The 18,411-nt window shown below is 65.7% G+C and carries 19 protein-coding genes; 14 read left to right on the top strand and 5 right to left on the bottom strand.

Annotated elements, in window-relative coordinates:
* From sctJ to M1D78_RS15080, 10 genes are read left to right on the top strand one after another with little or no spacing between them, the layout of a single operon-like run.
* On the top strand, positions 1-771 hold the full coding sequence (gene sctJ / locus M1D78_RS15125) for a type III secretion system inner membrane ring lipoprotein SctJ (protein ID WP_437420813.1): 771 nt from the start codon (positions 1-3) through the stop codon (positions 769-771).
* Positions 768-1,451: a type III secretion protein gene (locus M1D78_RS15120; RefSeq protein ID WP_437420812.1), complete on the top strand. Its 684-nt coding sequence runs from the start codon at positions 768-770 to the stop codon at positions 1,449-1,451. The genes sctJ and M1D78_RS15120 overlap by 4 nt, the downstream gene beginning before the upstream one ends.
* Entirely contained in the window at positions 1,448-2,038 is a 591-nt protein-coding gene (sctL, locus tag M1D78_RS15115; RefSeq protein ID WP_437420811.1) for a type III secretion system stator protein SctL, read from the top strand. The genes M1D78_RS15120 and sctL overlap by 4 nt, the downstream gene beginning before the upstream one ends.
* Positions 2,035-3,357 (top strand): FliI/YscN family ATPase, encoded by a 1,323-nt coding sequence (locus tag M1D78_RS15110; protein WP_437420810.1) that lies wholly within the window; start codon positions 2,035-2,037, stop codon positions 3,355-3,357. Before sctL ends, M1D78_RS15110 begins: the two co-directional genes overlap by 4 nt.
* Positions 3,354-3,836, top strand: coding sequence for a hypothetical protein (locus M1D78_RS15105; protein WP_437420809.1), 483 nt, complete (start codon positions 3,354-3,356; stop codon positions 3,834-3,836). The genes M1D78_RS15110 and M1D78_RS15105 overlap by 4 nt, the downstream gene beginning before the upstream one ends.
* Entirely contained in the window at positions 3,833-4,834 is a 1,002-nt protein-coding gene (locus M1D78_RS15100; RefSeq protein WP_437420808.1) for a FliM/FliN family flagellar motor switch protein, read from the top strand. The genes M1D78_RS15105 and M1D78_RS15100 overlap by 4 nt, the downstream gene beginning before the upstream one ends.
* A complete protein-coding gene (gene sctR, locus M1D78_RS15095) occupies positions 4,831-5,484 on the top strand; it encodes a type III secretion system export apparatus subunit SctR (protein ID WP_437420807.1) in 654 nt (217 codons plus the stop codon). The genes M1D78_RS15100 and sctR overlap by 4 nt, the downstream gene beginning before the upstream one ends.
* Positions 5,485-5,488: 4 nt before the next feature.
* Positions 5,489-5,758: an EscS/YscS/HrcS family type III secretion system export apparatus protein gene (locus tag M1D78_RS15090; protein ID WP_437420806.1), complete on the top strand. Its 270-nt coding sequence runs from the start codon at positions 5,489-5,491 to the stop codon at positions 5,756-5,758.
* A gap of 3 nt (positions 5,759-5,761) precedes the next feature.
* Positions 5,762-6,577: a type III secretion system export apparatus subunit SctT gene (gene sctT, locus M1D78_RS15085; protein ID WP_437420805.1), complete on the top strand. Its 816-nt coding sequence runs from the start codon at positions 5,762-5,764 to the stop codon at positions 6,575-6,577.
* Complete coding sequence (locus M1D78_RS15080) at positions 6,570-7,619, top strand: EscU/YscU/HrcU family type III secretion system export apparatus switch protein (protein ID WP_437420804.1); 1,050 nt, start codon at positions 6,570-6,572, stop codon at positions 7,617-7,619. Before sctT ends, M1D78_RS15080 begins: the two co-directional genes overlap by 8 nt.
* A gap of 239 nt (positions 7,620-7,858) precedes the next feature.
* Here M1D78_RS15080 and M1D78_RS15075 read toward each other — a convergent pair whose 3' ends face one another.
* Together M1D78_RS15075 and M1D78_RS15070 are read right to left on the bottom strand one after the other, a co-directional pair.
* On the bottom strand, positions 7,859-9,451 hold the full coding sequence (locus M1D78_RS15075) for an ATP-binding protein (protein ID WP_437420803.1): 1,593 nt from the start codon (positions 9,449-9,451) through the stop codon (positions 7,859-7,861).
* 385 nt (positions 9,452-9,836) lie between these two features.
* Positions 9,837-13,001: a hypothetical protein gene (locus M1D78_RS15070; RefSeq protein WP_437420802.1), complete on the bottom strand. Its 3,165-nt coding sequence runs from the start codon at positions 12,999-13,001 to the stop codon at positions 9,837-9,839.
* Between the two features lie 305 nt (positions 13,002-13,306).
* Here M1D78_RS15070 and M1D78_RS15065 point away from each other — a divergent pair, with 305 nt between their 5' ends.
* From M1D78_RS15065 to M1D78_RS15055, 3 genes are all read left to right on the top strand, one after another.
* Positions 13,307-13,771, top strand: coding sequence for a VOC family protein (locus M1D78_RS15065; protein WP_437420801.1), 465 nt, complete (start codon positions 13,307-13,309; stop codon positions 13,769-13,771).
* A complete protein-coding gene (locus M1D78_RS15060) occupies positions 13,771-14,595 on the top strand; it encodes an aldo/keto reductase (RefSeq protein WP_437420800.1) in 825 nt (274 codons plus the stop codon). The genes M1D78_RS15065 and M1D78_RS15060 overlap by 1 nt, the downstream gene beginning before the upstream one ends.
* Before the next feature lie 76 nt (positions 14,596-14,671).
* Positions 14,672-15,643, top strand: coding sequence for an SDR family oxidoreductase (locus M1D78_RS15055; protein ID WP_437420799.1), 972 nt, complete (start codon positions 14,672-14,674; stop codon positions 15,641-15,643).
* A gap of 6 nt (positions 15,644-15,649) precedes the next feature.
* On the opposite strand, the gene M1D78_RS15050 is transcribed toward M1D78_RS15055, so the two are convergent.
* A complete protein-coding gene (locus M1D78_RS15050) occupies positions 15,650-16,519 on the bottom strand; it encodes a DUF6279 family lipoprotein (protein WP_437420798.1) in 870 nt (289 codons plus the stop codon).
* Between the two features lie 186 nt (positions 16,520-16,705).
* Between M1D78_RS15050 and M1D78_RS15045 the strand changes: the two genes are divergently transcribed.
* Complete coding sequence (locus M1D78_RS15045) at positions 16,706-16,897, top strand: hypothetical protein (RefSeq protein WP_437420797.1); 192 nt, start codon at positions 16,706-16,708, stop codon at positions 16,895-16,897.
* A gap of 3 nt (positions 16,898-16,900) precedes the next feature.
* Here the strand turns inward: M1D78_RS15045 and M1D78_RS15040 are convergent, their stop codons facing one another.
* Together M1D78_RS15040 and M1D78_RS15035 are read right to left on the bottom strand one after the other, a co-directional pair.
* Positions 16,901-17,440, bottom strand: a complete 540-nt coding sequence (locus M1D78_RS15040) for a hypothetical protein (RefSeq protein ID WP_437420796.1) — start codon at positions 17,438-17,440, stop codon at positions 16,901-16,903.
* An 80-nt stretch (positions 17,441-17,520) separates the two neighbouring features.
* Positions 17,521-18,282, bottom strand: a complete 762-nt coding sequence (locus M1D78_RS15035) for a substrate-binding periplasmic protein (RefSeq protein ID WP_437420795.1) — start codon at positions 18,280-18,282, stop codon at positions 17,521-17,523.
* Positions 18,283-18,411 lie beyond the last annotated feature (129 nt).

Genomic DNA, 18,411 nt, shown 5'->3' with positions numbered 1-18,411 from the left:
ATGAGCACGTCGCCCTGGCGCTATGTGCTGGTCGTTGTCCTGGCCCTGCTGCTGCAGGCCTGTGACACCGAGCTGTACACCAACCTCAGCGAACGCGAGGCCAACGGGATGCTGGCCACGCTGCTGCGCGAAGGCATCCCGGCCGAGCGCTCGGTGCGCGATGGGCAGATCACCCTCAGCGTACCGAAGGACCGCTTCGCCGAGGCCATGGCAGTGCTGGATCAGGCAGGGCTTCCGCAGCAGCGTTTTTCCAACATGGGTGAAGTGTTCAAGAACAACGGGCTAGTGGCCTCGCCGGTTCAGGAGCGCGCGCAGATGGTGTACGCGCTGAGCGAGGAGTTGTCGCACACGGTCTCGCAGATCGACGGTGTGGTGTCCGCGCGGGTGCACGTGGTGCTGCCGGACAACGACCTGCTCAAGCGCGTGATCGCACCGTCGTCGGCCTCGGTGCTGGTGCGCTACGAAGCGAGCACAGCGGTGGATCAACTGATCCCGCAGATCAAGACGCTGGTCGCCAACGGCATTTCCGGCCTCAGTTACGAGGGCGTTTCGGTGACCGCGGTCGAGGCGGCCGGGCGCGCGGCCCGGGACAGTCGCCCGCCGATGGTCTCGTTTCTCGGCATCTGGGTGCTGGAGGCGAACCTGGGGCGCGCGCGGTTGATCTTCGGCGTATTGCTGGCGCTGGTGCTCGCACTCGCCGGCGCGCTGGGCTGGCAGTTCTGGCGTGAACGCCAGGGCGGTGGCGTCTACCGCTTGAAGGTGAGCGAATGACGGTCGCCGCGCCGCCGTTGCGCGAACGGTTCATCGCTCCCGCCGCCTGGTTGCCGGCTGAGCGTCTGGCCGCGTGCTTCGCTGGCGCACTGCCTGCCGAGCAGGCATTGGATCTGGCCGCTCAGCCGCGCTTTCAGGCGCGCATGGGGCGGCTGCTTGCCGCGCATTTTCAACTGTCGCACCTGGAGCAGACCGCCGAGTGTGCCGGCGAGGATGACTTGCGGGTGTTGCTTCTGCCGGCCGACGCGTTGGCTCGGTTGCCGCGCTGGTGCGGCGCGGTGCTGCACGGCGCCACCCTGGCGCGGGAGATTCGGCGCGATCAGGTCAACCAGCTGCAGGCACGCCTGGGCCGCGAGCTGTTTACGCTGGCCGTGGCGCACCGGGCGGTCGGCCGCGCGACCCATCTGTTGCTAGATGCCGATGCGCTGGTCGGGGTGATCGACCGTGACGGCCAGGCCTGCGTAGCGTCCTGGCTGCAGTCCCTTGACCCGGCACTACAGGGCTGGGCGCGCCTGGTTCTACATGCGCCGGCTCGCGCCTCGACCGACGCCCAGGCCGGCCAGATCGTCCGCCTGGTCGCCTGGGCGCTCGCCGCTGAACGATCGACCGTCGATGCCTCGTCAACAGAAGCGCTGCCCGCCGGATCGCCAGCCGCCGATACTGACCGGAGCCAGCCATGAGCACACTGCCCACACGCCCGCCCCAGCGCATTCTGCGCAAGCAAGAAGCTGACGCCTGGACCGATGGGTTCGCGCTGCTAGAGGCCGCTCAGGCTCGTATGCGCGAGGTCGAGGCACAGTGCCGAGAGGCCTTGGACGCGGCGCGCCGCGAAGGCTATGCCGCCGGCCGTGCTGAAGGGCTGCAAGCCGCGGCGGAGCGGCTCGCGCGGACCCAGGCGGACATCGATGCCTACTTGGCTGGCCTTGAGCCCGCGCTGGCGGACCTCGCGCTGGACATCACCCGGCGTGTTCTGGGCGATTACCCGCTCGATGAGCGGCTGGCCCTTCTGGCGCGCGCGGCCCTGGCCGAGTTCCGTGATACCCAGGCGCTCGCCCTGGAGGTTCCGCCGACAGGGCTCGAGAGGATTCGTCAGCGACTGGACGAAGCGGGCCTGGCTGGCCTGGCGCTTGTTGCCGATCACACCCTGGCAGCGGGGCAGGCCCGGCTCGTCAGCCCGGCCGCCGCGGTCGAACTGGGTGTCGAGGCGCAATTGCAGGCGCTGCGTGATGCCTTGCTGTCGCAAGATGCAGCGGAGCCGCAGCCATGACCCCGGTGCTGAACGACCTGTTGCCGCGCCTGGCCCAACGCCTGGATCACGCCCAGCCGCGCCCACCGCGCGGGCGCATCCTGAGCATTCGCGGCACGCTGATCCAGGCCAGCGTCGCCTGCGTCAGCATCGGTGAGCTGTGTCACCTGCGCGATCCGCTGAGTGGCCACAGCCTGCAGGCCGAGGTGGTCGGCTTCGACGGGGAGTACGCCATCCTGGCACCGATCGGTTCGCTGGACGGGCTCTCGGGCCGCACGGAAGTTATCGCCAGCGGCGCACGTTTGAGCGTGACGGTGGGCGATGCCCTGCTCGGTCGAGTCGTCAGCCCGCTGGGCGAATGCCTGGACGGCGGCCCCTTGCCGTCGGCCGGGCTGTGCCGCTACCCGCTGCACGCCGAGCCGCCTGCGCCCTTCGCGCGGCAACCGATCGACCAGGCGATGCCGCTGGGCATTCGCGCCATCGACGGGCTGATGACGGTCGCCCGAGGCCAGCGGGTCGGGTTGTTCGGCGAGCCGGGGGTAGGCAAATCCTCGTTGCTGGCAAGCATCGTGAGAGGCTGCGAGGCCGAGGTGATCGTCATCGGTCTGATTGGCGAGCGCGGCCGCGAGGTGCGCGAATTGCTGGAGCTCGGGCTCGATGCCAAGGCGCGGGCGCGCAGCGTGGCGGTTGTCGCGACGTCTGACCGACCGGCGACCGAGCGGGTCAAGGCGGCCTATGTGGCTACCGCCATGGCCGAATACCACCGCGACAAGGGTCGTCACGTGCTGTTGCTGATGGACAGTCTCACGCGTTTTGCTCGCGCTCAACGCGAGATCGGCCTGGCCGTGGGCGAGCCGCCGACGCGCCGGGGCTATCCCCCTTCGTTTTTCTCTGCGCTGCCACGGTTGCTGGAACGTGCCGGGCCGGCTGCGCGCGGCAGCATCACCGCGCTGTACACGGTGCTCACCGAAGGCGAGGCGAGCCTGGACCCAGTCGCCGAGGAGGCCCGCTCGATCCTCGATGGCCACATCGTGCTCAGCGCCGCGCTGGCGCAGCGCGAGCATTTCCCGGCCATCGACGTGCTGCACAGCCGCAGCCGCCTGATGGAGCGAGTCGCCGCCCCGGAGCATCGGCGCATGGCCAGCCGCATCCGTGAGCTGTTGGCGCGTTTCGATGAAGTGGAGCTGCTGATGCGCATCGGTGAATACAGCGCTGGCAGCGACCTCCTGGCTGATGAAGCCATTGCCCGGCGCGCGGCGATCGAGGCCTTTTTGCGCCAGGCCAATGCGGGTTGTACCCAGCAGGACATGCTGCGCCAGATGCGCAAGGTGCTGGCATGACCCCGCGCGACCTGCAGCGCTTGCAGGCGGTGCGCCTGCATCGCGAACAAAAGGCGGCCGCGGCTTGCGCCTTGCAGCGGCAGGCCTGCCTGAAGGCAAATGCGGCACTCGTCGAAGCGCGCGAGCATGCCCAGGCTCGGCATGAGCGGCTCCTGGGCGACGCCGATGCGTTGAATGCCCGGGCTGCGGCCAGCGCGCTGCCGGTGCGCCAGTGGCTGGCGGCACAGGCGGAGGTAGACGCGCAACATGCGCATTACCTGGCTGCGCTGGAGGCGGTCGAGACGGCGCGCCAGGTGCGTTCGCAACACCGGGAACATCAGCTCGAACGGGCGCGTGAGCTGCGCCGCTGCCAACGTCGTGTGCAGGCCTGGGACAGCCTGGTCGACCGGATGCGACGCGAAGGTTTGCGCCTCGATGAGTGCCATGACGAGCAGGAGCAGGGCGAGCGACCCTGGTCATCTCAGGAGGTCATCCAATGATGCTGGCCGAACCCATTCCCGGCCTCGCCGTGCTGCCCTACGTGCCGCGCGATGGCGTCGAGGCGCGCGATCTGGATCTGCATAACCGTTTGCGCCGTCGCCGCCAGTGCGTGGGGCTGGCGTATCGCGGGGAGCCGCTGCACCTGCGATGGCCAGGCGTAGCCCAGCCGGATCAGCACACCGTCACCCTCACGTTGACGCTCGATGGCGAGCCGCTACGCCTGCGTCTGCCGGCCCGATTGCTGGACCTTCCCCCCGCCGTCCCGCCCGGATTGGCCCAGGCGTTGCTGGCCGAACAGGCGCTTCTGGAATTGCTCATGCCCCTCGAAGTGTCGCTCGGCGGCCGGCTCGAGGTGGCCGCGTTCGGCGAGGCGGACGGGCCGGCGCTGTCGCTGCGGCTGCCCATCGACGTGACGCTCGGCGACGCGCCGACCCAAGCTGTCGAATTGCAAATGGGCGCCGCCATGGCGGGCCGCCTGCTCGCCCAGTTCGAAGCCTGCACGGCGGTGCGTCAGGCCTTGGACGACCTGCCGCTGGTGCGCAGCGTCGAGGCGGGCTGGCAATGGTTGACGCTCGCCGAGTGGCGCAGCCTCGTCGCCGGTGACGTGGTCATGCTCGAACACCTCGGCGACGGCGCGCTGCGGCTGTGCATTCAGGCTCAACTGCAGGCGCGTTGCACGCGCAGGGCCGACGGCCTGCAGCTCCAAGAATTCCTACAATCGCCACTGGAGACCTCCATGAACAATCAAGCCGCCGTCGCCCCGGGAGCGGATGCCTCGCTGGATGACCTGCAATTGCAGCTGGTCTGCCAGCTGGGCAGCAGCCAACTGTCGCTCGCCGAATTGCGTGAGCTGGGGGAAGGCAGCGTGTTGCCGCTGGCGGCGCGCGAGCCGGATGCGGTTGACCTGACCGTCAACGGCTGCCGCGTCGGTCGTGGGCAACTGGTGCGCATCGGCGACGGCCTCGGCGTGCGCATCGTCAGTCTCGCGCGCCCATGACCGACTACCAGCCCAACCTCATCGAGATCATCCTGGTCGTCGCGACGATCGGGCTGATCCCGCTTGCGGTGGTGACGCTCACCGGCTTCCTGAAGATTTCGGTGGTGCTGTTCCTCATCCGCAACGCGCTGGGCGTGCAGCAGACGCCGCCCAACCTGGTGCTGTACGGCATCGCGCTGATCCTCTCGGTCTACGTCACCACGCCGCTGATCGGCGACATGTACCGCGCAGTGGAGGGGCGCTCGCTGAGTGTCGAGCGGGTCGATGATCTCAAGGCGCTCGGTGAAGCGGTGCGCGGACCACTGCAGGCGCACCTGTCGCGCTATGCCAACGAATCCGAGCGGCAGTTCTTCATGCAGGCGACCGAGACGATCTGGTCCGAGGAAGCACGAGCGGATCTGGCCGAAGACGACCTGCTGGTACTGATTCCCGCGTTCGTCAGCTCCGAACTGACGCGCGCGTTCGAAATCGGCTTTCTGCTGTACATCCCGTTTCTGGTGATCGATCTGCTGGTGTCCAACGTGCTGATGGCGATGGGGATGATGATGGTCTCGCCGACGCTGATCTCCATTCCCCTGAAAATCTTTCTGTTTGTGGCGTTGAGCGGCTGGTCGCGGCTCATGCACGGGCTGATCCTCAGTTACGGGTGACGCGATGGGCCAGGACGTCTTTCTCTCGGTAATGAACCAGGCGCTGATGACCGTGCTGCTGCTGTCGGCGCCCGCGCTGGGCCTGGCCATTGTCATCGGCCTGGGCGTGGGCCTGATTCAGGCGCTGACGCAGGTGCAGGACCAGACGCTGCCGCAGGCGGTCAAGCTCGTCGGGGTGCTCCTGCTGCTGATCTTCATCGGCCCGGTGCTGTCCGGGCAGGTGGTGGCGCTTGGCGACATGGTGCTGAACAACTTTGCCGCCTGGACTCGCTGACCCATGGATGCCGGCCTCGGTCTCAGCATCGTCGAGGTGGCCTATCCACTGATTTCGGCGGCGGCGCTCGCGGCGGCCCGCGCGCTGGGCGTGGTGATGATCACACCTGCCTTCAACCGCCTCGGGCTGACCGGCATGTTGCGCTCCTGCGTGGCGGTTGCGATCTCGGTACCGATGTTCCTGCCGGTGTTCGCTTCGCTCAGCAGCGGGCCGGAGCAGGGCGGCATGCTGCTTGTCGGCCTGTTGTTGAAGGAGCTGCTGATCGGGCTGACGGTCGGCCTGTTGTTTGGCATCCCTTTTTGGGCAGCAGAGGTCGCCGGCGAATTGATCGATTTGCAGCGGGGCTCGACCATGGCGCAACTGCTCGACCCGCTGTCGAGCGGTGAATCGGGTGTGTCGTCGACGTTGCTGACGGTGACCCTGATCACGCTGTTTTTCATGTCCGGCGGCTTCATCCTGATGGTCGACGGTTACTACCACAGCTACCGCTTCTGGCCGGTGACGTCTTTTACCCCGGTGATCGCCGCGCCTGCCCTGGAGGCCGTGCTGGCGATTCTCGATCAGGTGATGCGCATCGGCGTGCTGCTGGTCGCGCCGCTGATCATCGCGCTGTTGGTGGTCGACATGATGCTCGCCTACCTCGCCAGGATGGCGCCACAGCTGAACATCTTCGACCTGTCGCTGGCGGTGAAGAACCTCATCTTCGCCGTGCTGATGGTGCTGTACGTGGGCTTCTTGATCCCGCTGATGCTCGACCAGCTCAGCGAATTTCGCGGCACCATCGAGCTGCTCAAGACACTGGCAGGCGCCGATGGCTGAACCCAGTGAGGAGAAATCCCAACCGGCAACAGCGAAGAAGCTGCGCGATGCCCGGGATAAAGGCCAGGTCGCCAAAAGCCAGGACATCGTCTCGGCCATGTCGCTGCTGGGCTGCACGTTGTGCCTGGTGGTGCTGGTACCCCGGGCCGAAGCGCAACTGCGCGAGCTGATCGACCTGACCACGCAGATTTACCTCGAGCCGTTCGCCAGCGTCTGGCCGCGGCTGCTTGATGCTGCCGAGCACCTGGTGCTCTCGCTAACGCTGCCGTTGCTGGCCGTGACGGTGGGCATCAGCGTGCTGACCAATGTGATCGGCATGGGCGGCGCACTGTTCTCGGTAGAGCCCGTCAAACCGGACTTCAAGCGCATAAACCCGGTCGAGGGACTCAAGCGCATCTTCGCCATGCGCAACCTGGTGGAGTTTCTCAAGGGGCTGTTCAAGGTCGTCGCGCTGGCGAGCGCCTTTTACGTGATTGGGCGGTTGGCGCTACAGGCGCTGCTGACTTCTTCGCTATGCGGAGCGGGTTGCGTCGAGGGCACGTTCTACGCCTTCCTCACGCCGCTGGTGGTCACGGTGCTGCTGGCGTTTTTGCTGGTCGGTGGTTTCGATGTGCTGATGCAGCGCTGGCTCTTCGCACGCGATATGCGCATGACCCGTTCCGAGCACAAGCGCGAGCGCAAGGACCTGGACGGCGACCCGCTGATCAAGCGTGAGCGGCAGCGCCTGCGGCAGCAGATGCAGGCACTGGGTACGCGCAAGGTCGGGGTCGCACGCGCGACGCTGATGATCGGCAGCGCCGATGGCTGGTTGGTGGGCGTGCGTTACGTGCGGGGCGAGACACCCGTGCCGGTGGTGGTGTGCCGGGTGCAGGGTGGGCAGGCCGGGGCGTTGTTGGGGGAGGCGACGGCGCTGGGCATTGCGCAGGCGTTCAACCCGGCGTTGGGGGCTAGGATTGCCAAGCGGGCGATGGTGGGCGACCCGGTGCCGGATACGACATTTCAGGAGGTCGCGGACCTTTTGGTTGCGGCGAGGCTGATCTAGGAAAGCGTTCCTCATGGAAGCCGAAATGTCTGGACGACGGTTGGCGTTTCAGAGCAATTCGCGAGGTGCTTCGGAGCCTGGCACGCGCAATATACCCGTACTAGCAGGGTGAAACCGCCCCTCACCCCAGCCCTCTCCCAGCAGGGAGAGGGGCGATTCGGTCGGTGCTGAACGTGGTCGATCAGCCATTTGCGGCGCTGCTTAGCGCCCGTTCCGCAAACGGCGAGCGCAGCTGAAAACTAGCTTACCGACAGACGCAACACATCCAGATGCGGTTGCGCCCGTGCTCGCTCCCCCGCCTGCCGCGGGGCGGCCCCAGGGCGGGCCAGTTCGGTTTCCAGTACCTGTCCGGTCTCAGCCGCCAGCTGGCTACCGGCATCCTTCAAGAGGCGCATGTAGTGGTTGGCATAGCGCGCGCTGGCGGCCTTGGCTTCGCCGGCCGCTTCGAGCTTCTGCTGGGCGTAGGCGCGCGTGATTTCGCTCATGCAATAGCGTCGCGCGCTGGCCTGCTTGCGGATGTGCAGCAGTGACTTGTCTACCAGCTGCTCGATCAGCGAGAGCAGGTCGTCCTGCTCGTTGGCGCCCGCCACCACGGCCCGGACTTCACTCAGGGTGAAGGACGCGCGAAACACCGACACTTGGAGCAGCAAAGCCTGTTCGGCCGGTTGCAGTGCGTTGTACGACCAGTCGAGCAGGGCCGCCAGGCTGCCGTGGCGAGGGTCGGCCGTGCGGCGGCCCTTCATCTGCAGGTAACAGGGGCGGTCTAGCAGCTGCGGCAGGTCGCGAAGCCCGCAGGCGTGGACCCGCGCGGCGACGATGTCCAGCGCCAGCGGGTTGCCCTCGAGCTTGCGGCAGATGCGCAGCATGGGGTCGAGGTCGGTCTCCTGCAGGAGGAAGCCAGTGTCGTGAGCGGTCATGCGCTCCACCAGCAGGCGCACGGCGCTGTGGTCGAGCGCTTGTTCGAGGCTCAACGGCTGACCGGGGTCAGGGTAGGCCAGCGGCCCGACCCGACGGACCACTTCGCCTTCGACGTTCAGCGGCTCGCGGCTGGTGATCAGCAGGTGGCAGCCGGGCACCCAGCGCAACAGCATCTGTGCCGTGCTGGCCACCGCATCGAGGCGATGATCGCAGTTGTCCAGCAGCAGGAGGCTACGGGTGCCAGCAGCACGGTTCGCGGCAGATTGGGCAAGTGACTGGTCAGGGCTCAGCAGCGCGGCGATGCGCTCGGCCAGGCTGTCCTGCTCGCCGAGCCGCGAGGCGTCGAGGTAATGAAGCTGGTCGAAGCGTGCGGCGGCTTCGCCATTGAGCAGCGCCAGCGCGACGCTGCTCTTGCCAATGCCACCGGGGCCGGTGAGGGTCACCAGGCGGCGTTCGTGCAGGTCGCTGGCGAGGGTGTCGAGCATCGTCTGTCGACCAACCAATTCGCTGACCAGCGCGGGTACGCCGCTGCGTTCGGCTCGTGTGGTCGGTTCGCTGCTGCTGGCATCCTCGGGCATTACGAAGCGATAACCGCGACCGGGCACGGTGACGATGTAGTTGAAGCCGGTGTCATCGACGAGCACGCGCCGCAGGGCCACGATCTGCGCGCGCAGGTTGCACTCCTCGACGATCACCCGCGGCCAGGCGCGGGCCATGAGCTCTGTTTTCTCGACCAGCTCACCGGCGCGCTCCGTCAAGGCGACGAGCAGGTCCAGGGCGCGGCCGCCCAGCACGATGCGCGCGCCGTTCTTGAGTAGCAGATGTTGATTGGGTAGCAGCGTGAAGGGGCCGAAGCGATAGAAGGTTTCCTGTCCGCAAGTGGGCGGGAGGTCGAAAGTATTGCTCGGGGTCATGCGTACACCGTTTCAGGGTAGGAACACGGATCGGGCTCGAGCGCCACGTACTACGGACCGGATCGGTCACGTTGGCCCGGTGAGACGGCCTTGCTGCTGGCTGCGCCGGCTGGCGAAGCACCGCGAGGCGACGACCGTTCTCTTGTCTGTCTTATGGGGGATTCAAAGCAGAACGCGTGCCAGCCCTCGTGCAAAAACAACGTAATTTAAGTTGCTGATTTTCATGAATTTTGTTTTGGGGGTCGGGCTGCCTTGCCGGGCGGGTTCGCCTGGCCGAACGACGGGTGCGGCTGCGTTCGGAATTCCGAACCGCGTCGTGTCGTCGGGCGGTGCACGAGGCGTACGCGACGCCCCGTGACCGGGCAGCAGCGACGGCGATGCTGCGTCAGCTGTCGAGCTGAGTATCGAGGTTCGCACCGTCCCCCTTGTAGTCCTTGTGCTCGCCGTCCCAGTCGTCCCAGTAGATGCGGCCCTTCTCTTCGAAGAAGGCGTATTCCTCGCTTCGGTAATCGAAGATCGACTGGTCGTCCGGTGCGTCGCGCTGGCCGTATTGCTCGATGTACTCGTCGAGGAATTCGTAGCGCTTTCCGCCGTCGTCGGTCAGCAAGCCGTCGGCATCGAAATCCTTGAACAGGTCGGCCAGTGCGTCCTGGTTGTCCTTCAGGGCATTGTTGAGCTTGATGTCGTGATAGATCGAGAAGCCCAGGGTGACGAACGAGACGATGGCGCCAGCCCAGAAAAACGGCGCGGTCAGCGCGCGGGCCAGTGTCAGGCCGAGTGCATTGCCCAGGCTCGCGCCCGCACCGAGTGTGGTCAGCCCGCCCGCGGCAATGGTTAGCGAGGCTTCGGCGATCAGCGCCTTGTCGCCCTTGGCCTTGTCGAGCTTGAGCGCGCCGATTACCAGGTCCGCCACGCCCGAAAAGCCGTCGCCGATCAGGTTCAGCACCTTCAGTGCCGAGGTGAAGATGCGCGAATTGCGGGTTGCCTCGGGCAGGCCGGAAATGTAGCCGCCGGCTCCACCCTTGTAGCCCTTGAGTACCTCCTTCATCTGGTCCTCGGTGAGGTTGGCGCGGGAGCGCAGGTCCTCGGCGTCCGCCGGGTTGGCGTCGATGATGGCGCGCAGTTGCTCTTGGACTTTGGTACGCGGCGTGTCGGCAGTCTCGCCATCGGCCGGTACCCACTCCGGTGCCGGCGTGCTGCTGCCCGTCCAGATTTCCTGGAAGCTGCGGTCCAGGCCGAGCGTATCCAGTGCGCTCTTCACGGCCGATGAGTCGCGCCCACTGACGTTGTGGAACAGCGTGGTGAAATGCTGGCCCGCACCGATGAAGGAAACGAAATCCCGCGCGATGGAGACGCGCTCCTCGGGTGTATCGGCCAGGGTGCCGCCCTTGCCGGTGAGCTGATAGATGCCGGAGAAAAGCGAGATCATGCCGCCGGCCGATCCCAGCATGCCGACCTTGTTCAGCTGCGCCAGGGTGTTGAGCAGGCCGCCGTCGGTGGCCTTGTCCAGGGCGGTGTAGGTGGGGTTCGTCTTGACCAGCTCGCGCAGGTCGTTCTCGGTGAGGCTGCCGTTGCGGGCTCGATCGCCGAGCTCGACCAACAGCTTGTTCAGGGCGTCGGCGGTCTTGGAATCCTTGAGCAGCTCGTTGATGAACTTGTCGATGCTTTCGACCGTGCGCCGCGGGATGTCCACGCCGGCCTTCTTCAAGGCTGCGAAGAGTGTCTTGAGGGTGTCGGCGGCAGCGACCGAGAGGTTTTCCTGCGAGATGGAGCCGGGGTCGCTGAGGATGTTCGCCAGATCCAGCGTGACGGTATCGAGCTGCAGCTGCTGCAGGAAGGCGTCGGCCTTTTCCGGGTCGATGGCGTGTAGCGAGGCGTAGGTCTTGGCGATGTTGGCCTGGGCGACGTCATCCTTGTTATCGGCCTTGAGCAGCGCCAGGTGGCGCGCATAGTCGGGGCTCATCGCGTCGCGCTCGATGCGCTCGAACACCTCATCCTTGTTCGGCACCTCGTCCAACGCGGCCTTGCGCGCCTTGCCGTGGTCCTCGGTGACGGCTTCGGTCTTGAGCAGTTCCTCGATCCGGGCGTCGAGCTTGTCGCGGTCGATGATGTGTTCGAGGTCGGTTTTGCCGACGTGGGTCAGTGAGCGACCTGAACTGATATCCAGCGAGGTCATGTCGATGCCGCCTTCCAGCGCACCCTTGGCCTGCAGCGCGCGGACCAGTTTGGCGCGGTCGTCGTCGTGCTTGATCGTGCCGGCGTCGATGTCGGCCTTCCAGCTGTCGAGCAGGTTCTGCCAGGTCAGTTCGTCGACCGTCAGGGTGTTGCCGTCCTTGTCCTTCTTACCGGTTTCCAGGGCGCCGATATCGATACCGGTGAAATCGTCGCTGGTGGCCTTCTTGGCGTCGAGAACCTTGTCGTAGAGCGCCTTGTTGCTCAGTTCCGAGACGGCGAACTTGCCTTGCCCCTCGACTTTGAAGGTGACCACGCCGTCCTCGGGGAAGCCGACGTCGTGGATGTGCCCGGCGTCGAAATCCGCTGTGGCACCCGCCGAACCCCAGCCCTCGGCGTTGAGGTCGTTGAGCTTGAAATGGCTCTTGGCGATGGCTTCCACCCTGGCGTATAGCTCGGGCGTCATGAATTTGGAAACCACGACACGTTCGCCATCCTGCGTGGTGTAGGCGATGGCGCCGGTGCTGCCGAGCTCGTTCGTGTAGGCGAAGGTGGCGAAATCGAAGAAAGCGGGCGGATCACCCTCGCGTCTGGCCAGGGCATAGCCCTCGCCGAGGTAACCTTCCACGGCGTCACGCGCCTGTGGGTCTTCCATCAACGCCCGAAGGCGCGACAGGTAATCGAACAGCTCGGGGTTGTCGTGCTTGTGGACGACAACTTTCTCGCCGTCATGCTCGAAGCGAATCAAGTCCTGGCCGACTTCGTTCAACGGGCCGACGGTGGTCCCGCCGGCCGGCGGCCAGACTTCGTTATCGGTGGCGCGGCGGTAGCCGTCCTTTTCGCTCGCGCGGATGCCGTCGAGGATGTCCTTGTGGCCCATGACGTCCTCGAACATCGCGGGGTTGTCGCCCTTGGCCACCACGATCCAGTCGCCGCCCTGGGTCATGCGCAAGCGCACGACCTCGGGCGCGACCTGTTCGATGGCCAGGTAATCGTTGAGGCTGCCGGGGGCCAGGTCGTTGGCGCCGGCACGGCGATAGTCACCGGCAACCGCCTCCTTGACCGCTGTGAGGTTCTCGTAGTCGCGGCAGAGTTGCTCGTACAACTCAGGGCTGACGGCTTGCGACACCGCCACCTTTTCGCCGTCGCGGGTTTCGTAGCGAATGATCCCCGCACCGGTGGTATCCGGCGCTTCGATGTGTTCGTAGTCCTTGAAAGCAGGTGCCTTGTCGCCAGCCTTGGCTTGGTGGTACGGCGCATCGCCGTTGGTTTTTTGCCGCTGCATTGCGGCCTTGATGGCACGGCTGAAGGTGGTTACCGACCCGGAGGGCAGTTCGTCTGCAAGGGGCTGAGCGCGCTGTACGCCTTGGGTTTTCATTGGCCTTGTTTCCAGATCCAGAGGAGTGGATTCAAGCTAGACAGCTGCCGCTTTGTAACTCCGACACTAGCTCATGAAGCACCTTTTCGAGGTCGGCATACTGTGCGTGAAGGGCGTGACACGCGTATTGCAGCGAAGGCTCTGGGCCGGGCATTTGGCTACAGATGGCCGGCTCGGTGCGTGCCGGCCCGGCTGTCGCTCCTGGCCAAAACGCGGCCCCGCTGTTGAACGCAGCCGCGCGGATCGGCCACTAAGATGGTGGGGCGCTTTCGATGCGATGACGCGGCCCAGCCAGAGGAGGAATCATGTCCCTGTATAGCAAGAACACAACCTGCAACCTGATCCCCTGCCTGCGCTATCGCGACGTTCCGGCGGCGCTCCAATGGCTGTGCCGGGTGTTCGATTTCGAACAGCAGCGTGTCGTCGAGGATGTTGAGGTCGGCGTGATCCATGCACAGCTCACGTTCGGTAGCAGCATGCTGATGCTCGGCCCGGTCGCCGACTCGGCCTACGGGCGCCAGGTCCGCCAGCCCGACGAGGTGGGTGGTTACTCAACCCAGAGCACCTATGTCATCGTCAACAGCGCCGACGCGCTTTACACCAAGGCAAAGGCCGCCGGCGCCGAGATCGTCATCGAGCTGAAGGACGAAGACTACGGCGGACGTGGCTTTACCTGCCGCGATCCGGAGGGCCACCTCTGGTCCTTCGGCACCTACGACCCCTGGGCCGAACCTGTCGCCGAGCAGAATGCACCGCGGGGAGACTGCTGATGCGCAACCTGACGCTAGCCGACGGCACCCCGGTGCCGGTCATCGGCCAGGGCACGTGGCACATGGGCGAGGATCCAGCCGCGCGCAGCCGCGAAGTGGCGGCCCTGCGGCTTGGCATCGAGCTGGGCATGACCTTGATCGACACGGCCGAGATGTACGCCGAGGGCGGTGCCGAGGAGGTCGTCGGCCAGGCGATTGCCGGGTGCCGCGAGCAGGTTTTCCTGGTCAGCAAGGTGTACCCGCACAACGCCAGCCGCCAGGGCGTCGCGCAGGCGTGCGAGCGCAGCCTGCGGCGCCTCGGCACGGATTGCCTCGATCTCTACCTGCTGCATTGGCGAGGGCAGTACCCGCTCGCGGAAACGGTAGAGGCGTTCGGGCGGCTCAAGGCCGACGGCAAGATCCGTCGCTGGGGTGTCTCGAATTTCGACCTGGACGACATGCAGGAACTGGGCGAGCCCTGCTGTGCGACGAACCAGGTGCTCTACAACCCTGCCGAGCGCGGCATCGAGTTCGACTTGTTGCCTTGGTGCCAGGCGCAGCGGATGCCAGTCATGGCGTACTGCCCGCTGGGGCAGGGCGGCGACCTGTTGCGCCATCCAGCGATGACTCGCGTGGCGCAACGGCTCGGTGCGGAGCCGGCGCAGGTGGCGCTGGCCTGGGCGCTGCGCCAACCCGGCGTGCTCGTCATCCCAAAGGCATCCAGCGCCGAGCATCTTCGCGCCAATGCGAGGGCCGTCGAACTTCATCTGGCTAATTCGGACGTCGCCGAGCTGGACGCGGCATTCCCGCCGCCGCGTGGTCCTCAGCCGTTGCAGATGGTCTGAACCTGGCCCGCCCGACGAGGGAATGTTGCCTGGCCGGGGCGGTCAGCTATGAACGACAGCAAACCGGAGAGCGAGCATGAAACGATCGAGTCTCGAGGGCGCCTTGGTGGTCATCACCGGCGCTTCCAGCGGTATCGGCCGCGCGGCAGCGCAGGCCTTCGCACGTCAGCGCGCACGGGTAGTGTTGGCGGCGCGGGACGAGCAAGCGCTGCAAGACGCTACCGAGGAATGTCGCGCGCTGGGCGCCGAGGCGTTGGCGGTGCCGACCGACACGACCCTGAGCGACTCGGTCGAGCAGCTGGCCAGTGCCGCGGCCGAGTTCGGCGGCGGGCGCATCGACATCTGGGTCAACAATGCGGGCGTCGGTGCGGTGGGCGCCTTCGACGAAACGCCGCTCGATGCCCATGAACAAGTGGTGCAGACCGATCTGATCGGCTATCTGCGCGGCGCGCACGTGGTGCTGCCGTACTTCAAGCAACAGCGCGAGGGCACGCTGATCAATACGCAGTCGGTGGGTAGCTGGGTGCCGCAACCCTTTGCGGTGGCCTATTCGGCGAGCAAGTTTGGCCTGCGTGGGTTCTCGCATGCGCTGCGCGGCGAACTGGCGCAGTGGCCAGACATCCACGTCTGCGACGTTTATCCCTCGATGGTGGATACGCCCGGGTTCCGGGACGGCGGCAACTATGCCGGGCGCTCCCTGCAGCCGCCGCCACCGCTCTGCGACCCGCGGGAGGTGGCCGATGCGATGGTCGAGCTGGCGCTGCATCCGCGGCATACGACCACCGTGGGCGTGACGGCAATGGTGCTGCGTTTTGCGCATTTCCTCACGCCGGGCTTCGACCTACTGTCCGGCTTGATGACCGGTGCGGCGTTGCGCCGGGCCGATCGGGTGGCGCCTTCGTCGGGCAACCTCTTTCATCCGGCGTTGGGCCAGCGGCGCATCGATGGCGGTTGGCGGCGTGATACGGACCGCCAGCGCACGCTGCTGATCGCAGGTGGCATCGCCGCGGGGTTGGTCGGCCTGTTACTGGCGCGGCGCCGGCGCTGACGGCGGTCAGCGCGGGGGCAGGCAGTCCAGCGAGCTGAGGTCGTTGCGCAGATCCTGCAATTGCTTGTCGATGTGGCGCCGCTGCTCGGCGTTGGTCAGACGATAAAGGTCGACGAGCAGGTCGATGGCGGCCTTTTCCGCGGCGGGGAAGGCCGTGCGGTAGGCTGGCGTCCAGTAGGCTTCGCGGTCCTGCAGCAACCGTGCGATGCGCTCGCCGAAGCCAGGTTCATGCCGCCGGTCGAGCGCGTCACGCAGGGCTTGCTGCCATGCCGCGCGATTCTCCAACCACAAGCGCGTTTGCGGGCCGACCGCATGCGCCCACTGCAGGATGCGCTGGCGTTGGTGCGCATCGGTCGTGCCGGTCCAGCGTTCGACGCGTTCCTGCATGCGTTCGGCGCGCTCGCGGATCTGGTCGGCTTCCGATGGGCCCAGGTATTTTTCCTCGCGTTCGCGCCGGTCTTCTTCCAATGATTCGCTCAGGTCGCTCACCTGGCTGTCATCAAGGTCGGCGAGCAGCTGCACCGTGGTCGGCGTGATTTCCTTGGCGATGGCTTGTACTGCTTCGGTGGCATAGGCGTAGTGCTCGCGCAGTGCGGCTTCGTCGAGCTGCCCATCGCGGACTTGGCCCTGCAGGCGGGCCAGGGTGTCGAGGTAGCCCGGCAGCTGGGTCCGGCAGTGCCAGCCGAGGTGATCGCGCAGCTGCGTGCGAAAGCGCTTCTGCTGGTCGCCGGTCATGTCCAGGTAATCGTTCAGCGTCCAGGGGATCAGCAGGTCGAGGTTGCGGTAGGCCAGGTTCATGCGGCTGCAGCCCGTCAGGGCCAGCAGGGCCACTATCAGCCAGATTAGGGTCCTGCTCGTGGGCGTCTGGAACGGCATGTGCGTCCTCGTGCTGTTTGTGCGCGTGTCAGAGGGCAGTTTTGGATATCCAGTAGAGCCGAACGCCGCGCGGCAGTTCGGTAAAAAGCACTACGCGCTGTTTCGGCGAGTACATCGACAAATGCTGCGGTCCCACGCTTAGGGCCACCGCGCGTGGTGGCGTACTGGCAATTGCAGGAGGTGACCATGCAGACCCAAATTCGGCAACTGACTGGCGATGAAGTCCCGCAGGCCTGGCGTCCGACTTGGGCGACCTGTTGGGTCGTGGAGATGGATGGCCGCGCAATCGCCGGCCCCTATGCGAGCCAGGAGGAGGCGCAGGCCGTGCTCGACGGTGAGAAACCGCCGAAGGTGACCCAGACGCCTACGCCTCGTTAGTGCTCAGAAACACTGGTTTGGGCAGGGCATGAGCCGCTCGGCCATTGGCGGGGGCGGCTCGACAAGCTCGCTGACCAAGTCGACCGCCTTTAGGAAGTCGGGATAGCCGCTTTGTGCAACGTCCAGCCCGGCGTACTCCTCGCGATAGCGCTCGGCTTTGGCCGCATCCGCCTCGTCGATCAGGTAGGGCTCGCTGTAAATCTTGTAGAGCAGCGCTACAGCATGCGGATGGCCCTTGGCGCGGGCAGCCTCGAGTAGTTGCAGCACTTCGGTCGGCTGCGGACCCTGCCGGATCAGGAGCAGGGCCTGGTAGAACTCGATCTCGCCGCGTTCGTCCAGGCCGGCGCTGCGTTCGAGCAGCGCATCGGCCAGTTCATAGCCATCCTCGTCACCGATGGCTATCAGGAACTTGGCCTGGAGCAGGTCATTCTGGTAGAGCAATCGCTCGGATCGACAAGAGCCGCCCGGCTCGTCACAGGGCTGCGGTTGGGAGGCGCACCCGCCCAGTAGCATGAACAATCCGATCGCCAGTGCATTCTTCATTGCTGCCTTGGTCTCTCTGGTTATTAATCGTTGGTCAGCGCGTGTTCTGACTCGCCAGCTTCGCTTGTGTTCATCTGGATTCATTCGGTGACCGCCATAGGGTCCAGTCCGTAGTGGAAAACCAGGATTTGCCACTCCGGATTGCTCGGTAGCGCGTTGACGAACCAGCTGAGGTATTCCTTGACGCTGCTACTCAGTGAATCGGTCATGAGCAGGTGCCGAGAAAACTCATAGAGCGGCCGTGCCGAGACGTGCAGCCGGCCGAGGTCGTGCTGTTTGCGGTAATGGAGCAGCGAGGAGCGGGGGATCAGCAATGTGTGAATGCGCCCATTCAACAGCTTTTCGATATTTTGCAAATCGGAGCGTACGTCCTGACGCCTGACTGACCCATTGGCGACCGCATCCTCGAGCCCGGCGTAGCGATGCCCAAGCACACCGCCGACGGTTTTGCCCTGCAAGGATTCGATGCCCTCGTATTCGAACGCGGTGTCCGGCAATGAGACGAACTCTTGCCGATCGACCAGTAGCGGCTCGGACCAGCTCGCCCTGGCCGTCTGCGCTTCAGTGAAAAACTCGGGCGTCGCCCAGAGCAGCAAGCCCGGCCGGCCCTTCGCCAAGCGCGCATCGATGCGTTTTCGTGGCAGTTCGATCAGCTCGAAGCGGAAGCGACCTGCGTTGGCCGGGTCGTTGTTGAGCAGATCGACGAAGGCGTGTGACAAGCCTTGTTCATCCTTGAGGAGGAAAGGCGGCGATAGGTGATAGGTCCAGACTTCCACGCGTTGCTGCGCAATGCCAAGCAGTGGCAGCAGGCCGAGCGCGAGCAGCAGAGCGAGTCTGTGCATGGACATACCTCAGGCGTGGACGATGTACCAGCGGTGGCTGCCGCGGTGGTGTCATCCGCCGGGCAGCAAGACAAGCATAGGGTGGTATTGGACGTGGCGCGAACGAGGCGGGCGCGATTGTCGAACCGA

The organism is Pseudomonas sp. SA195 (genome assembly GCF_054131565.1).
The sequence above is the reverse complement of the archived record's forward strand: the minus strand, read 5'-3'. Positions and strand labels throughout refer to the sequence as shown.